Annotated in this window: 18 protein-coding genes; 12 read left to right on the top strand and 6 right to left on the bottom strand. The window is 37.6% G+C overall.

Annotated features, from left to right (window positions below):
* Positions 1-8: 8 nt before the first annotated feature.
* Positions 9-1,922: a vWA domain-containing protein gene (locus E2626_RS03945; protein ID WP_134379897.1), complete on the top strand. Its 1,914-nt coding sequence runs from the start codon at positions 9-11 to the stop codon at positions 1,920-1,922.
* Positions 1,923-2,180: 258 nt separating this feature from the next.
* Here E2626_RS03945 and E2626_RS03940 read toward each other — a convergent pair whose 3' ends face one another.
* Both E2626_RS03940 and E2626_RS03935 read right to left on the bottom strand, forming a co-directional pair.
* The gene (locus E2626_RS03940) at positions 2,181-3,362 is read right to left on the bottom strand and encodes a toxic anion resistance protein (RefSeq protein WP_134379895.1); all 1,182 of its coding nucleotides are present in this window, start codon (positions 3,360-3,362) and stop codon (positions 2,181-2,183) included.
* A gap of 15 nt (positions 3,363-3,377) precedes the next feature.
* Positions 3,378-3,995 carry a 5-bromo-4-chloroindolyl phosphate hydrolysis family protein gene (locus E2626_RS03935; RefSeq protein ID WP_134379893.1) on the bottom strand — a complete coding sequence of 206 codons (618 nt, stop codon included), beginning with the start codon at positions 3,993-3,995 and terminating at the stop codon, positions 3,378-3,380.
* Positions 3,996-4,261: 266 nt separating this feature from the next.
* On the opposite strand from E2626_RS03935, the gene E2626_RS03930 reads away from it, so the two are divergent.
* Together E2626_RS03930 and E2626_RS03925 are read left to right on the top strand one after the other, a co-directional pair.
* The gene (locus E2626_RS03930) at positions 4,262-4,594 is read left to right on the top strand and encodes an ArsR/SmtB family transcription factor (RefSeq protein ID WP_166786730.1); all 333 of its coding nucleotides are present in this window, start codon (positions 4,262-4,264) and stop codon (positions 4,592-4,594) included.
* A 79-nt stretch (positions 4,595-4,673) separates the two neighbouring features.
* Positions 4,674-5,030 (top strand): DUF1033 family protein, encoded by a 357-nt coding sequence (locus E2626_RS03925; RefSeq protein WP_166786729.1) that lies wholly within the window; start codon positions 4,674-4,676, stop codon positions 5,028-5,030.
* 18 nt (positions 5,031-5,048) lie between these two features.
* On the opposite strand, the gene E2626_RS03920 is transcribed toward E2626_RS03925, so the two are convergent.
* A complete protein-coding gene (locus tag E2626_RS03920; RefSeq protein ID WP_244094235.1) occupies positions 5,049-6,170 on the bottom strand; it encodes an AI-2E family transporter in 1,122 nt (373 codons plus the stop codon).
* A 94-nt stretch (positions 6,171-6,264) separates the two neighbouring features.
* On the opposite strand from E2626_RS03920, the gene E2626_RS03915 reads away from it, so the two are divergent.
* The 4 genes from E2626_RS03915 to E2626_RS03905 all read left to right on the top strand — a co-directional run bounded on the left by E2626_RS03915 (position 6,265) and on the right by E2626_RS03905 (position 7,734).
* Positions 6,265-6,543 carry a YkvA family protein gene (locus E2626_RS03915; protein ID WP_134379885.1) on the top strand — a complete coding sequence of 93 codons (279 nt, stop codon included), beginning with the start codon at positions 6,265-6,267 and terminating at the stop codon, positions 6,541-6,543.
* Positions 6,544-6,750: 207 nt separating this feature from the next.
* The gene (locus tag E2626_RS03910; protein ID WP_134379883.1) at positions 6,751-6,951 is read left to right on the top strand and encodes a cold-shock protein; all 201 of its coding nucleotides are present in this window, start codon (positions 6,751-6,753) and stop codon (positions 6,949-6,951) included.
* A gap of 121 nt (positions 6,952-7,072) precedes the next feature.
* Entirely contained in the window at positions 7,073-7,204 is a 132-nt protein-coding gene (locus tag E2626_RS17430) for a hypothetical protein (protein WP_279587247.1), read from the top strand.
* Between the two features lie 77 nt (positions 7,205-7,281).
* Entirely contained in the window at positions 7,282-7,734 is a 453-nt protein-coding gene (locus tag E2626_RS03905; RefSeq protein WP_134379881.1) for a YkvA family protein, read from the top strand.
* A 40-nt stretch (positions 7,735-7,774) separates the two neighbouring features.
* Here the strand turns inward: E2626_RS03905 and E2626_RS03900 are convergent, their stop codons facing one another.
* The gene (locus E2626_RS03900) at positions 7,775-9,379 is read right to left on the bottom strand and encodes an ABC-F family ATP-binding cassette domain-containing protein (protein WP_134379879.1); all 1,605 of its coding nucleotides are present in this window, start codon (positions 9,377-9,379) and stop codon (positions 7,775-7,777) included.
* A gap of 165 nt (positions 9,380-9,544) precedes the next feature.
* Between E2626_RS03900 and E2626_RS03895 the strand changes: the two genes are divergently transcribed.
* From E2626_RS03895 to E2626_RS03875, 5 genes are all read left to right on the top strand, one after another.
* On the top strand, positions 9,545-10,144 hold the full coding sequence (locus E2626_RS03895; protein ID WP_134379877.1) for an alpha/beta hydrolase: 600 nt from the start codon (positions 9,545-9,547) through the stop codon (positions 10,142-10,144).
* Positions 10,145-10,285: 141 nt separating this feature from the next.
* The gene (locus E2626_RS03890) at positions 10,286-10,666 is read left to right on the top strand and encodes a PadR family transcriptional regulator (RefSeq protein ID WP_134379875.1); all 381 of its coding nucleotides are present in this window, start codon (positions 10,286-10,288) and stop codon (positions 10,664-10,666) included.
* A gap of 131 nt (positions 10,667-10,797) precedes the next feature.
* Complete coding sequence (locus E2626_RS03885) at positions 10,798-11,679, top strand: CvfB family protein (protein ID WP_208528120.1); 882 nt, start codon at positions 10,798-10,800, stop codon at positions 11,677-11,679.
* Positions 11,679-12,098 (top strand): hypothetical protein, encoded by a 420-nt coding sequence (locus tag E2626_RS03880; RefSeq protein ID WP_134379873.1) that lies wholly within the window; start codon positions 11,679-11,681, stop codon positions 12,096-12,098. The genes E2626_RS03885 and E2626_RS03880 overlap by 1 nt, the downstream gene beginning before the upstream one ends.
* Positions 12,099-12,113: 15 nt before the next feature.
* A complete protein-coding gene (locus E2626_RS03875) occupies positions 12,114-12,305 on the top strand; it encodes a hypothetical protein (protein ID WP_134379871.1) in 192 nt (63 codons plus the stop codon).
* Positions 12,306-12,494: 189 nt separating this feature from the next.
* On the opposite strand, the gene speD is transcribed toward E2626_RS03875, so the two are convergent.
* Together speD and E2626_RS03865 are read right to left on the bottom strand one after the other, a co-directional pair.
* The gene (gene speD, locus E2626_RS03870) at positions 12,495-13,331 is read right to left on the bottom strand and encodes an adenosylmethionine decarboxylase (protein ID WP_134379869.1); all 837 of its coding nucleotides are present in this window, start codon (positions 13,329-13,331) and stop codon (positions 12,495-12,497) included.
* A 113-nt stretch (positions 13,332-13,444) separates the two neighbouring features.
* The gene (locus E2626_RS03865; RefSeq protein WP_134379867.1) at positions 13,445-14,074 is read right to left on the bottom strand and encodes a metal-dependent hydrolase; all 630 of its coding nucleotides are present in this window, start codon (positions 14,072-14,074) and stop codon (positions 13,445-13,447) included.
* Positions 14,075-14,204 lie beyond the last annotated feature (130 nt).

The following is a 14,204-nucleotide window of genomic DNA, read 5'->3' as shown; positions in this document are numbered from 1 at the left end:
GTGATTAGATGCAGCGCTTTATACAGTTTAACGATGAACAGGTGAATTCATTCCGGTTAATGCAGCTGATCGATCTTGCAAAAACACTGACTAAAGAGAAAGAAATGACAGTCGAGTACAGTCCGATGAACTACCTGGACGTACCTGGAAACACTCTTTTCGTCAGTCACTTTTGGGATCACCGGTCTGAATTAGAAGAGTGGCACGGTCTAATTACAGATGTTTTTTTAAGAGCTGAAGGTGCTTATAAACATTCAGATCCTATAGAAATTCAGAAATTTATTCAATATACTCATACACTTGATCATCCATCATTTGCAAAACAGCTGTTTATGCTGATCGAAGATGCAAGACTTGAAGAAATCACCAAAAAGAAAAGACCAGGTACTAAAAAAGCTTTTGCTACAAGGCGCTCGGTCTATTTCAAGTACTTCAATTCACAATTGAACGTACACAAGGTAAAAGGAGTTACAACCGATGCATTTTTTAATCTGATTTATTTGCTTATATTTGCTGATTCTCCAATAGATGAGTGGCCACACGTCCAGACAGATATTAACCGGGCAAAACCGTTTATCACACAGCAAATTGAAAAAGCACACGAAACTTCATCTACGGCGGATACGATTAAAATTTGTAAAGCCTTATGTGAAGTAACGGATGAGTTGCTTGCAAAAGATATGCTGAATGAATATTTCCATCTTCCTGAAAAGACAATTAATAATTGGGCTGAAGGACTTACATTTGAAGATCTGAAAAGAAAAGATGAACTAATCAATGACGATGTTGAAAAAGAAAAGCCTACCGGCAATGAAGAAGTTGAAGATGAGGAGTTTAAAGCTTGGCACAGGGAGTCTGAAGAAGAAGGTGAGTCTTTTCTGCAATTCGAATTAGAATCAGGCACAAAGACTTCTATAGATACTGAAGCTGCGAGAGAAGGCGATGACCAGGAACAGGCTCTCGGGAGTGTGCAGGGTAGTTCCAAGAAATCTCAGCGACAGGAATTTGATGAACAGGATGCTGAACGAAAATCAGAGGAAACAAATGAAGGGGGATCTTCTAAATACGGTAAAGAAAATGAGCATGCGTTTCCTGTCTTTGAAAATCCTGACATTGTAAAGGATCAGGAAAAGTTACTATACCAGCAGTATAAGAAAGATATATCACTTTATCAGAAAAAACTTCAAAAAATTATAGAAAAAACACTGGATCATAAAAAAACAAATCCTCGAGATCATCTTGTAAAAGGCAGACTGAGCAAAAATCTGATCCCTTACTTTACTGATGAAAAACCGAGAATATTTTATAAAAAAGATGAAGAATCTCCTAAAATTGATGCTGCATTTGAGTTATTACTTGATTGTTCAGCTTCAATGTTTGACAAAATGGATGAAACGAAAAAAGGACTCGTTTTATTTCATGAAGCATTGAAATCGGTTCAGGTCCCTCATGAAATTACCGGGTTTTGGGAAAGTACACCTAAGGCAGGACAGGATGGACAACCAAACCATTTCAGAACAGTGATTTCATTCGATCGAAGCCTTTACCAGGGTGGAGAAGAGATCATGCAGCTTGAACCAGAAGAGGATAATCGCGATGGTTATGCCATCAGACATATGACTGAAAGACTTGAAAAACGGACTGAAAAACAAAAGTTTTTACTCGTTTTCTCTGATGGTGAGCCTGCAGCAGCCGATTATGAACAGAATGGAATTGTTGACACACATGACGCTGTGCTTTCAGCCAGAAAGAGGGGAATAGAAGTGATGAATGTTTTCCTCTCAACGTCAGAAATCCCTGAAAGTCAGAAAGAAGTTATTCAAAATATTTATGGGCGATTCAGTCTATTTGTTCAAAACATAGATGAACTTCCGGATATTTTATTTCCGCTGTTGAAAAGACTGCTGTATAAGAGCATATAAAATCAGATTTCATTCACTGAGAAAAAAATCATGATGCATTCCCGTTTCTAATTCTCTTTTATTGACTACACTAAGAGTAGCAAAAAGAACAGAGGAGATGAACAACGGTGAATGCACAGCATTTGGCCCGCCTGGAGGAATTCAGCAGACATAACGACCATGTTAATAAGAATTATTGGAAAAGTTCCAAGCGAAAGTCTTCTGACTGGCAGAGAAAAATGTAAAAACCGCTGTGTATCTGACACAGCGGTTTTTGTTCTAAGATCCTTTGTTTTTAAGTTGAAGTAACTGCTGTTTTAATTCAGCTTCCATCGCCTGAATTTCACCTTCAGCCTGTCGGCGTTTCTGGCGGCCTTCTTCCTGAATGCGTAACGTTTCCTCTAATGTAGATACAAGGTTTGACTGAGTTGTTTTTAACGTCTCAATATCCACAATTCCTCTTTCATTTTCCTTTGCGGTTTCAATACTGTTCGTTTTTAACATCTCTGAATTCTTTAATAGCAATTCATTTGTCGTTTTCGTTACCTGCTTTTGAGCTTCCACAGCACGTTGCTGTCTGAACAAAGTAAGCGCAATAGCAATTTGGTTCTTCCAAAGTGGGATCGCTGTCAGAATAGAAGCCTGGATCTTCTCAGCCAGTGCCTGGTTAATATTCTGAATCATTCTGATCTGAGGTGCACTTTGAATCGTGATTTGTCTGCTTAACTGAAGATCATGGATTCGTTTATCCAGTCTGTCTAAAAACTGCATCATATCATTTACTTCCTGATAAGCCATCTGATCAGTGCTTTTTTCAGCTTTATTGCGCAGCGTGGGAATGACATTGTTCTCAAGGTCTTCACGTTTTATTTCTGCAGCAGCAATATAAATATTCAACGCCTGAAAATATTCCTTGTTTTCATTATAAAGCTGATCAAGCATTTGAATATCATCAATTAATGATTTTTTGGAATGATCAAGCCTCACACTAATCCTGTCAACCTGAGCTCCAACTTTTTGATATTTGGATAAAATTTCATTGACGGATCTATTAACACGGCTGAATAACTTAGAAATCACATTTTTCTTTTGTTCCGTTAATTCATCAGGATCAATTTGCTCAAGCCTGTCCATCAATTCCTTTAATATATCACCAATCGGACCAACATCTTTTCTCTGCACATGATCAAGCATGGCATGAGAGAAGTTAGATAGTTTTGACTGGGCAGCGGTCCCATACTGCAATATTGACTGGTGATCAGCAGGATCTATTTGTTTAGAAAGGATTTCAGCCTGTTTACGGTCTTCTTCCGTTAACACATCAGCTAATCTTTTTGGTGCAGGGTTTTGATTTGAATCTTTTTCAACAGTTGTCACTTCATTTTCACCAAAGGGGTTTGCCAGCAAATCATCCAGATTGGACGATCTTTCTTCTACTTTTACCTGTTGCTTATCTTCCATTAAAACAACCTCCCGCTATTTATGCTCTATTGTCTTTTTGGCCATATCCAATTCGATTCTTAATGTATCAATGTCATTTGAAAGGACCTTCATTAAGTCTTCTTCCAATGAACTATTCAATTCATGAAGTGTTTTTCTTGTATCTTCCAACGAAACCAACACTTCTTTATTTTTCACTGGTTGAGTGACAAGTAACGTATATTTTTCTGTCAGTTCAACAGCAGTGTCCAGGTGATAAAAGAAAAATCTTTCTGAGATATAAAAACGTTTAGGATCCTTTTTAACAATTGTAAAGATTCTTCTTGAAAATTTAATCATATCATTCAGCTGTCTCATAGCTGAAATTGATCTGATTTGAAACTGTTTGCCCTGAAGGCGTGAAATCTTTTTCTGAGCCTCTTTTAAATTAGATTGGATATACTCATACTCGCTTTTAGTTAAACCATATGTTTTTAAAAGTGAACGTTTTTGAAACCACTTTATTGTATAGAATGGGACCAGCCCTCCAAAAACACCTGCTAATACTGAAGGCCAGAAAGGCACATTTATGAGAAAGAGAGCCGAAATCCAGGTAATACTTGCAATAGGTATTGATACACCAAGACGGGTCAGAAAATTTAATATTTGTTTCATATCCATCTTCTCCTTTTACGGACTTATAGTATCTTATACGGAATAAGGATGTTATAAGTTTCAATTATCCTTTTTTCTATTGTCTACTATTAAAGAATAGGAAGCAAGCGAAGCAATTTCGAAAAATTACAATAGACTTAAAGACTATTTAAAACGAAATAAATTCCAAGAACAGTAGTTTTTTTTATTTAGTAAAGGTATAATATAATTCGAACGTACTATATATGAGCCATTTGGTTTATTTTTTTGGAAGCGAGGGGCAAAAGATGATTCAACAATTTGAGTACTCACACGAGTTAGCGGATATTTATCGCCTGTTTGGGGATCGCACGAGGTTAATAATGGCTAAGAAAATGGCTGAAGAAGAATGGACGGTATCTGAATTCGTTCAGTTGTTTGGTATCAGCCAGCCACTTGTCAGTCAGCACATTAAAAAACTTAAAACAGCAAAATTAATAACCGAACAAAGACAAGGTAAAAGAATTCTTTATAAGCTCAATGAAGAAGCAGAGAACTATCATTTAGTTTTAAGAATTATTGAACCATTAATTGTGGAAGAACCTGAACATGCGGTGAATCTTGAACCTGTGAACGTTTGATCGCTGAGCAAATCCGTTTCTTTTCTATTCAATGTTAAGTACACTAAAAGCAGCCCACTAAAGAAAGGCGGTGCTGCTTGTGTGGCGGATCGTTCAGCTGAAAAGCGATGCAGAACCATGGTGGTTTTTAGATGGATGGGAAAAAGATATTGTAGATGAGTGGCATTTCAGCTCTAAAGATGAAGCTTTTAATTTTTACAGCGATAAAATGACAGATAAACAAACGAAGTATGAATATGTACGTGTAAAAAGAGGAACACAGGTAGCATTTTGGAATAAAGAAGAGTTTTTTTTCTGTGATGACTGTGATGAGGATTTGCAGGTCTATCACGGCTTTATTTTATTTCACCTGGATGCACCATTTACGAAAGAAACGATGAATGCTGAAGAACAGTCTTTTTTCGAGAAAATTTTCACACATAAAAACGAGGCCTGAGTTCAGGCCTCGTTTTTATTATACCATTTTACTTTTTTTCATTCGCTGATCATCATAACGTTTTCTGATGGTAATGAATCTGTATGCATTCACTACAATCGCTTTACCAACTGCATAAGTAGGCACAGCCATAATCAGTCCGAGCAGTCCTCCAAAGCTTCCGGCAACCAGAAGAAGAAAAATGATGGTTAATGGATGGACCTGCAGCTTTTTCCCCATCACCTGTGGAGAAATCAAGTTACTTTCAATCTGCTGTGCAACAATGACAACAATAATAACGAATAAAGCAGTTAAAGGAGATTCTATGAATCCGACCACAACTGCCGGAATAGTACCGATAAAAGGTCCAACAAAAGGGATTACGTTCGTTAACATCGCAACTAAGGCTAGTACGATTGTGTACTCAAGCCCTATAATCAGGTAACCGATATAAAGCAGAACCCCTACACAAAAACTGACAATCAGCTGCCCCTGAATATAAGAGCTCAACGCAACGTCCATATCCTGCAATACTTTTCTGCCTTCCGGGCGAAATTCTTCAGGAGTAAAACGCAGAAATTGTTCTGGCAGCTTTTGACCGTCTTTTAACATGTAAAATAAAACAAAAGGAATGGTAACCAGCACAATCGCTATGTTTGTGATTACACCAATAATAGACATCAGGTTCGATCCAATTGAATCCAGTGACCCCTGAAGGGTACTCGCAATGCGGTCAGTAATATCCTGCAGGGAAAAGTCCTGCTGTTCCTGAATACTCTTAAACCAGTCAGACTGTATTAAATTCATCGTCATAGCGTTAAGCTCATTAAATATGGACGGGATATTATCCACTAATGAATTAAACTGCCTGGATAAAGGGGGTCCTATTAAAAAGACCAGTCCTACGATCAGACCGATACCGGCAAGATAGATAATTAGTATGGAGATTCCTCTGGGCAGATATTTTGCTGCAAAATTGACAACTGGTCTTAACAGATAGTAAAGTACACCTGCAATCGCAATTGGCGCAAACAGGGTAGTAACGATAATCACAATCGGGGTAAAAATATATTCTACTAATGATAACAAGTAAATAATAATTAAAATGGTTATTAAGCCAAAACCAAAGCGAAACCATTTTGACTTTGCTAATTCACTCAATTCTTTTCCCTCCATCAATATGTATAATTGAGAATATCATAACCTACTGCGATTCAATATGCTAACAATATATTCAAGAAGGAGGGGTCACCCATTGAAATTTCTAAAAAGAGTCCAGTTTATCTTACACTTCCGGAAATCACTGCCTTTTATTAAAGATTTCTTTATATCATCTTCAGTAAGTGCCGGAAAGAAACTCATCATTGGAGGACTGATCGCTGCATATGCTTTGATGCCGGCAGACATTATTCCTGATTATCTTTTTCTGGTAGGGATCACAGATGATATAGCCTTTACAACATTTATGCTGCAGCTGGCTATTAAAATGGCTCCGCATGAGCTCGCCAAAAAGCATCAATTGCATATCACCTAATTTTTTCAGCAATACTTCTTAATTGATTTGACATTCTCTATAAACGATGTATAATAAGGATTACAAGTCAATAAGCAAGGATACCTGCAGCGCATGATTCACATATTACAAAGAGTGATCGGAAAGCACGGTACTTTTTGTAATATGTGAATTTTCTATTTATGGTAAGTTTGCATATTGTCAATTTATTTTTGGAGGTTTTTTATTATGAAAACTGGTACAGTAAAATGGTTTAACGCAGAAAAAGGTTTTGGCTTCATCGAAGTTGAAGGAGAAAACGATGTATTCGTACACTTCTCAGCGATCACTGGCGATGGCTTCAAGTCTCTTGACGAAGGCCAGCAGGTAGAATTCGAAGTGGTTGAAGGTAACCGTGGACCACAAGCAGCTAACGTTGTAAAACTGTAATTGTTGATATAAAAACCGTTCTCTTAATTGAGAACGGTTTTTCTTTTTGTCGATTTTCATTGCCATTGCCCATACAGCGCATTTATCAGTTGCATAAGCTGACTATAAGGAGGCGGATGTAATGAAAGAAAAAGAGCCTGTTAAATCTTCTAAGCCACATCCATTTGATGCTTTTTGGGAATTTCAAAAGAAAAAAGCAGAGCGTAACGAAAAATTAAAAGAAAATAATTCCACAAAACCTTATTGGTGGTAAATGACATGCCGGCTGTCTTATTATAAAGATAGGAGCCGGTATACATAAGTGAACGCCGCTCAGAAGGGGAGGCACAAATGGAACATACTCGCGAAGAACAGGAAAACTTTTATTTTCGACTAAGAACTAAAACAGACGAATTTCTAAAGAGTAAAACAGGTAGAAATCACAAATATGCTAAATATCTGTTATTTGCACCTGATATCTTTTATTTATTAATTCAAGTCGTGAAGGACAAAAGAGTCTCCGGAAAAGACAAAGCTATGGTAGCAGGTGCAATCGGATATTTCATTCTGCCTTTTGATCTGATTCCTGAGGGATTGATCGGACCTGGAGGGTATATCGATGATTTAGTTGTTGCATCATTTGTATTACAAACGATCGTCAACAACCTGTCACCTGAGATTATTCATGATCACTGGGCTGGAGATGATGATGGACTTGAAGTCATCAAAAAAATTGCTGGTCTATCAGATAAGGTATTGAAAAAAGGAACACTCCCGGGATTACTGAAAAAATTTCAAAAATAATAAAAACCCCTGCTGAGATATATTCAGCAGGGGTTTTCTATTATGATGATACTTGCTGTTTATTCCATTCCAAAAACTCATCGTACGTCAGCTGTTTATCTGTGATCTTGCCATCCGTAATATCAATAATACGGTTTGCGATTGTCTGAACGAACTGATGGTCATGTGATGTAAAAATCATTGCGCCTTTATAATTAATCAGGCCATTGTTAAGCGCTGTAATCGACTCAAGATCAAGATGGTTTGTCGGTTCATCCAAAAGCAATACATTCGCTTTTTTCAGCATCATGCGTGACAGCATACAGCGTACTTTTTCTCCTCCGGATAGTACAGAAGGCTTTTTCCTGACTTCTTCACCTGAAAATAACATTCTTCCAAGGAAGCCTCTTAGGAAAGTTTCACTTTCGTCTTCAGGACTGTACTGTCTTAACCAGTCAACCAGGTCTGATTCCTGGCCTTCAAAGTAAGTGGAGTTGTCATGAGGGAAGTAAGCCTGTGAAGTTGTAATTCCCCATTTAAAGCTTCCGCTGTCAGGCTCAATTTCACCCATTAAAATACGCATTAACGTTGTTTTAGCAATCTCATCTGTGCCTGCCAGCGCAATTTTATCATCTTTATTCATTGTGAAGCTAACGTTATCGAGTACTTTTACACCGTCGATCGTCTTACTTATATCTTTCACCTGAAGAACATCGTTTCCGATTTCGCGCTCCATTTCAAATTGTACGAAAGGATATTTACGGGAAGACGGTTTAATATCATCAAGCGTTATTTTTTCGAGAGATTTTTTACGGGATGTTGCCTGTTTGGATTTAGAAGCATTCGCACTGAAACGTGCAACAAATGCCTGCAGCTCTTTAATTTTCTCTTCTTTCTTCTGGTTCTGGTCAGAAAGCAGTTTTTGAGCAAGCTGACTTGACTCATACCAAAAGTCATAGTTCCCCATATAAACCTGAATTTTACTAAAGTCCAGATCAGCAATATGCGTACATACAGTATTAAGGAAGTGACGGTCATGGGATACCACGATTACTGTATTCTCAAAATTAATCAGAAAATCTTCCAACCACTGGATCGCCTGAATATCAAGCCCGTTAGTAGGCTCATCCAGCAGTAATACATCCGGCTTGCCGAAAAGTGCCTGAGCAAGAAGTACTTTCACCTTTTCAGATCCAGTCAATTCAGACATTTTCTTATTAAAGTGTTCTTCTCCTATACCAAGACCCTGAAGAAGAATGGCAGCTTCTGATTCTGCTTCCCAACCATTCATCTCACCAAATTCACCTTCAAGTTCGGCTGCTTTAATACCGTCTTCATCCGAAAAATCTTCTTTCATATAAATAGCGTTTTTCTCCTGCATTACTTCAAAAAGGCGCGTGTGCCCCATGAGTACTACATTAATTACTTCTTCTTCTTCATATTCAAAGTGGTTCTGTTTCAAAATTGCGAGACGTTCATTTGGTCCCATTGAAACATTACCTGTCTGTGCTTCCAGTTCACCTGATAAAATCTTTAGAAACGTTGATTTCCCTGCACCGTTCGCGCCGATTAAACCGTAACAGTTACCCGGGTTAAATTTAATATTCACATCTTCAAACAGTTTGCGGTCTCCAAAACGAAGACTGACATCTGATACTTGTATCATTTAATAATCCCTCCATTAAAACATATCAATACATTATATCACTTTCTATTGCTTGATGGAAATGAATTAGAGATTAGTACAAATTCGAGAGTCTTAAGTTTGAAATAATATTTCTATATGAGATAGAATAAAGCATAGTAATCACTTGAAAGGTGGAGATCAATAATGCACCATATTTTTCATGAGGGTAAACAAGACAAACCTGTTTTACTGCTATTACACGGTACAGGCGGAACTGAGCAGGATTTACTGCCCATCGCTGATATGATAGACCCTGAAGCAAGTATACTAAGCGTCAGAGGGAATGTTAGTGAACAGGGCATGCCACGTTTCTTCAAACGATTAAGTGAAGGCGTGTTTGACATTGAGGATCTAAAGTATCGTACGAAGGAGTTACATGAATTCCTGGATGAAGCAGCGCAGAAGTATCAATTTGACAGAAAAAATGTCATTGCAATAGGCTATTCTAACGGAGCGAATATCGCCGGAAGTCTATTATTTAATTACAGTGATTCTTTAAGAGCCGCTATGTTACATCATCCAATGGTGCCATTACGCGACCATAAATTACCTGATCTTACAGGTACCAGAGTCTTCATCGGAGCAGGGGAAAACGATCCGATTTGTGCGCCTGAAGAAACTAAAGATTTAACTGAACTACTGAAAAATGCAGGGGCAGCAGTAGAAACAAAATGGTACAATCGCGGACACCAGTTAACTGAAGATGAAGTAACTGAAGCAAAAAAGTGGTATAAAACCTTATAGCAAATGGAAAAGCCTGCAAAATTGCAGGCTTTTCCTGTATAATGAAAGCAAACATATGATCGTACATGCGTTTACAGGCATCATGAATAGTCCGGAGATATATAAAAACCAAATTACATAGCTACTAAAAGGAGGAGTTAGATGAGTAAGCATAATCCGAAAAAATTCGCATTAAATATGAGCGCTTCCCAATTTACGAAGTTCTACATACTTCACATGTTATCGATCAGGCATTCAGGCATGATCAGTGAACATTTTAAAGCAGAATTCAGAAAGATAGGCGGAAATTGGGAGCCTGCTCCAAGCACATTGCTTGATGCACTTCATGATATGGCAGAAGAAGGCTTGCTTCACAGAACAGAGGATTATAAGTCACATGAACGCAAACGTCAGAAAGTCTATTGGTATACGTTAACGGACCAGGGAAAAGATGCTTTTGAAGTTATGAAAAAACAGTTCCTTCCATTATTTGAAGAACAAAAACGCATTATAGAAAATATCCTGAATACTGTTTTTAAATAACACCGGCATTCCAGCGGTGTTTTTATGTTTCTTTCTGTTAAAAATACCTCAGGAACGCTATACTTACCTGTAACAGCATCAAATTTTGTGATACAGTTAGTCAGTTATTTTAGATTTCAGGAGGCATAAAAATGAGCGAACAAGCATCAATTGGTGGAACGGTACAGACAATGACAGTCGGCGGTAAAACGTCTTTTGGTTTTTATTTAATGAGAGGAACTGAAGAAATCCCTATAAATGACTCAGAAATTCATGAAGAGATCAGTGAAGGTGATATCAGAGAGTTTTTTGTATACCCTGACAGAAAAGGAAGATTAACAGCGTCAACCATTATTCCGGAAATCAGAAAAGGTGTATACGGGTGGGCTAAAGTAATTAAAGTGAATGACCGTGATGGAGCGGCACTTGATATTGGCATTTCCAGAGAAGTGACTGTACTTCCGGAGGATCTTCCAGCTGTAGAGCACGTGTGGCCTGAAGCTGGCGATTATTTGTACATCACTTTACGTACAGACCTCTCTGGTCAAATGTTCGGAAGACTTGCTACAGAAGAAGTGGTACAGGTCTTGTCAGAACGTGCAGATGAAGATGTGCACAACAAAGAACTAAAAGGAAGACCATACCGACTTCTGCACGTAGGTACTTTTGTGTTAACAGAAGAAGGATACCGTTGCTTTATACATGAAAGTGAACGTAAGAGTGAGCCACGTCTTGGCCAGGACATTACAGTACGCATTATTGGCGTGAAAGAAGACGGCTCATTAAATGGTTCACTGCTTCCTAGAAAACAGGATAAGATGGACGAAGATTCAGAAGTCATTTTTGATTACTTAATTAGTCGTGGTGGCAGCATGCCATTTGGAGACAAGAGCAGCCCGGATGAAATTAAAATGATCTTTAATATGAGTAAAGCGTCGTTTAAACGTGCACTTGGAAGACTTTATAAAGAAAAGAAAATAACTCAGAGCAACGGAGAGACACATTTAATTCAGTCTAACGGAGATGACCGTTAATGAAAATAGATGTGACAAAAAATGAGTACCGAGAGATTTTAAGAGCGCTTTACCTTTCAGATATGGTCAGACACTCAATGAAGGAAGCGGGAGAGCATTCCCAATCCTTCGTTGAAGCTGAGCAAAAGCTCTACGCTTATTATAAGGATTTTGAAAGTGAAGATTTGATTGAAGAACATAATGCCGTGTTAGTGCCAACGTTAACAATGGAATCTGAAGAATCTGTTCATTTAAGAAAGTACGAAAATGACATACTGGAGGATCAGATTGCTGCTGTTTTAGCAAGAAATGAATGGGAAGAAGAGCTAAAAAAAGGATCTATTACTGAAGAAAGTGCGATCGAAGCATTGATTCAGCTTGAAGAAAAATATCATCAGCAATTGGCTGCAAAAGGCTTATCGTCACTTACTGTAAAATAAAGGAGGATAATTGAATTGATGCGTGTACAACCGGCAATGATAGCATTAAATTTGATATTTGCTGTATTTTTCGGAATATGGAGTGTAAGGCAATTTCTCAGTGATGATTTTGCTCTTGGTATTTTTTTAATATTAATCAGTGCAGTAAATGGTTTTATCGCATTCAGACGATATAAGATCGCTAAATTTCATGAAGAAGCAAAATAAAAAGTGGGCATTCACTTTTTATTTTTTCTATTCTGTCTCACTATTAGTAGTAAACTTTTGAAATGAGACAGTATTCGTGAGGGTTCATTAACTTCCTATAATATATATTATGTAAACTAGAATTAGTGAATAAGTTATAACTGCAAATATGATCTCTCCCTCTAAAAAAATGACCTGCAAATATGCAGGTCATTCATTTCTGGATGAATCTCTTGGATGAGCTCTCATGTTCTTACCATAAAAAATTTCATCCATCTCAATTTTGAGTCTGTCAGTAATGTCTGATGCTTCATCATCTGTTAGTGAATCTTTATTATAACCAAACAGATAGTTGTTTAGATCAAAATCTTTCAGCTTACATTTAGTGTGAAATATATTTTCCGGATATACATTCACATCAATCATGTCATAATCATCCTTGATACCACTAGGAATGAAATTTTGTATTGAATTGATATCATGGTCAATAAATAGCTTATGACCATCTACATCACGTGTAAACCCACGTACCCTGTAATCCATCGTCATAATATCTGTATCAAATGAATGAATCAGGTAATTCAAAGCTTTTAGCGGTGAAATTTCTCCACATGTTGACACATCAATATCTGCTCTGAACGTACTGATCCCTTCATGAGGATGATATTCCGGATACGTATGAACAGTAATATGACTTTTATCCAGGTGAAGTGCTGCTGTTGATGGCAGCGGCCCTGGTGACTCTTCAAAATTTTCGGTTGGCACTTCCACGATTGGTCCTTCAGATACGAGAATCGTAACACTCGCCCCCTGTGGCACGTAGTCCTGTTTTGCTACATTCAATACGTGAGCCCCTATAATATCTGCAACATTTGTGAGGATTTTAGTTAACCTGTCCGCATTATACTGTTCATCAATATATGCAATATACGCTTCTCTTTCCTTTTTTGATTTCGTATAACATACGTCATACATATTAAAACTGAGAGATTTCGTTAAGTTGTTAAATTCATGCAACTGAATTCTTTTTTCTTGTGACAATTTCATAATCAAACTCCTTTAAGCATACGAGTATTTATTTCCATACCCCTGACAGATAGGTCTGAAACGAATGAAGCTCATGCTTGTAGTTTACCACTGCTTTCTACAATTTTAAAACGTTAAAACTCCCTGCTGAAAAAAGGAAGAAACCACTTTACTCCTTTTTTATTGAATGGAAGCAATTTCATATCTAAAATTAAATGACTTAAATATGCACAAAAACAAACAGTCGTAATTCCCTCTATACCGAGTCTGAGTTCAAGTGTATGAGCAATGTAAGTAAATATGATCAGACCCGGTAGTGAATGCGTCAAACCTCTGTGAGATAAAAAAGAACTTACGATTGTGAATAAACCAAAGTAAATCAGCCAATACTCCGTATAAAACCAGCCGATCCCTGCTAAAGTAAATCCGGTCAACATAACCATAAACCGTTGTTTAATTAAAAATCTTGGTGCAATAATGAGAGTGACGGCAGCAATAAGACCTCCTGCTTTTATGACACCTGACAAGGAAATCAGACTGAATATGCCTATTAATACACCGATCGCCGATAACGTATACCAAAGCCATTTACGATGAAGTGATATTCTGTTTGAAAGCCTGCCATTTGTGTCCAGGTCCGGCGCAAGCGCGGCTGTACTTCCAAGAAGCATAACCAATCCTGTTGCTGCAGGCTCAAGGTCATAAAATACAGCTGTACCCAGACCGATTGTTGTACCGACAAGTGCATGAGATGCGCCTTTCATAATTCTTCATCCTTTTCACTGAATATGTATAAAACTATTATACCGAACATATGATCGAACATCTATAAAACAGCATAATAAGTTGTTTTTTTCTATTTTTTTGGATTAATCGGGTTTTCTTAGGGTAAAT

The organism is Jeotgalibacillus salarius, from assembly GCF_004405125.1.
Taxonomy (GTDB): domain Bacteria; phylum Bacillota; class Bacilli; order Bacillales; family Jeotgalibacillaceae; genus Jeotgalibacillus; species Jeotgalibacillus salarius.
The sequence above is the reverse complement of the archived record's forward strand: the minus strand, read 5'-3'. Positions and strand labels throughout refer to the sequence as shown.

Bases quoted from the DNA above. Each gene is read 5' to 3' on its own strand.
- E2626_RS03945 (WP_134379897.1), top strand. From the start codon at position 9: ATGCAGCGCTTTATACAGTTTAACGATGAACAGGTGAATTCATTCCGG.
- E2626_RS03940 (WP_134379895.1), bottom strand. From the start codon at position 3,362: ATGGAAGATAAGCAACAGGTAAAAGTAGAAGAAAGATCGTCCAATCTG.
- E2626_RS03935 (WP_134379893.1), bottom strand. From the start codon at position 3,995: ATGAAACAAATATTAAATTTTCTGACCCGTCTTGGTGTATCAATACCT.
- E2626_RS03930 (WP_166786730.1), top strand. From the start codon at position 4,262: ATGATTCAACAATTTGAGTACTCACACGAGTTAGCGGATATTTATCGC.
- E2626_RS03910 (WP_134379883.1), top strand. From the start codon at position 6,751: ATGAAAACTGGTACAGTAAAATGGTTTAACGCAGAAAAAGGTTTTGGC.
- E2626_RS17430 (WP_279587247.1), top strand. From the start codon at position 7,073: ATGAAAGAAAAAGAGCCTGTTAAATCTTCTAAGCCACATCCATTTGAT.
- E2626_RS03905 (WP_134379881.1), top strand. From the start codon at position 7,282: ATGGAACATACTCGCGAAGAACAGGAAAACTTTTATTTTCGACTAAGA.
- E2626_RS03900 (WP_134379879.1), bottom strand. From the start codon at position 9,379: ATGATACAAGTATCAGATGTCAGTCTTCGTTTTGGAGACCGCAAACTG.
- E2626_RS03895 (WP_134379877.1), top strand. From the start codon at position 9,545: ATGCACCATATTTTTCATGAGGGTAAACAAGACAAACCTGTTTTACTG.
- E2626_RS03890 (WP_134379875.1), top strand. From the start codon at position 10,286: ATGAGTAAGCATAATCCGAAAAAATTCGCATTAAATATGAGCGCTTCC.
- E2626_RS03885 (WP_208528120.1), top strand. From the start codon at position 10,798: ATGAGCGAACAAGCATCAATTGGTGGAACGGTACAGACAATGACAGTC.
- E2626_RS03880 (WP_134379873.1), top strand. From the start codon at position 11,679: ATGAAAATAGATGTGACAAAAAATGAGTACCGAGAGATTTTAAGAGCG.
- speD (WP_134379869.1), bottom strand. From the start codon at position 13,331: ATGAAATTGTCACAAGAAAAAAGAATTCAGTTGCATGAATTTAACAAC.
- E2626_RS03865 (WP_134379867.1), bottom strand. From the start codon at position 14,074: ATGAAAGGCGCATCTCATGCACTTGTCGGTACAACAATCGGTCTGGGT.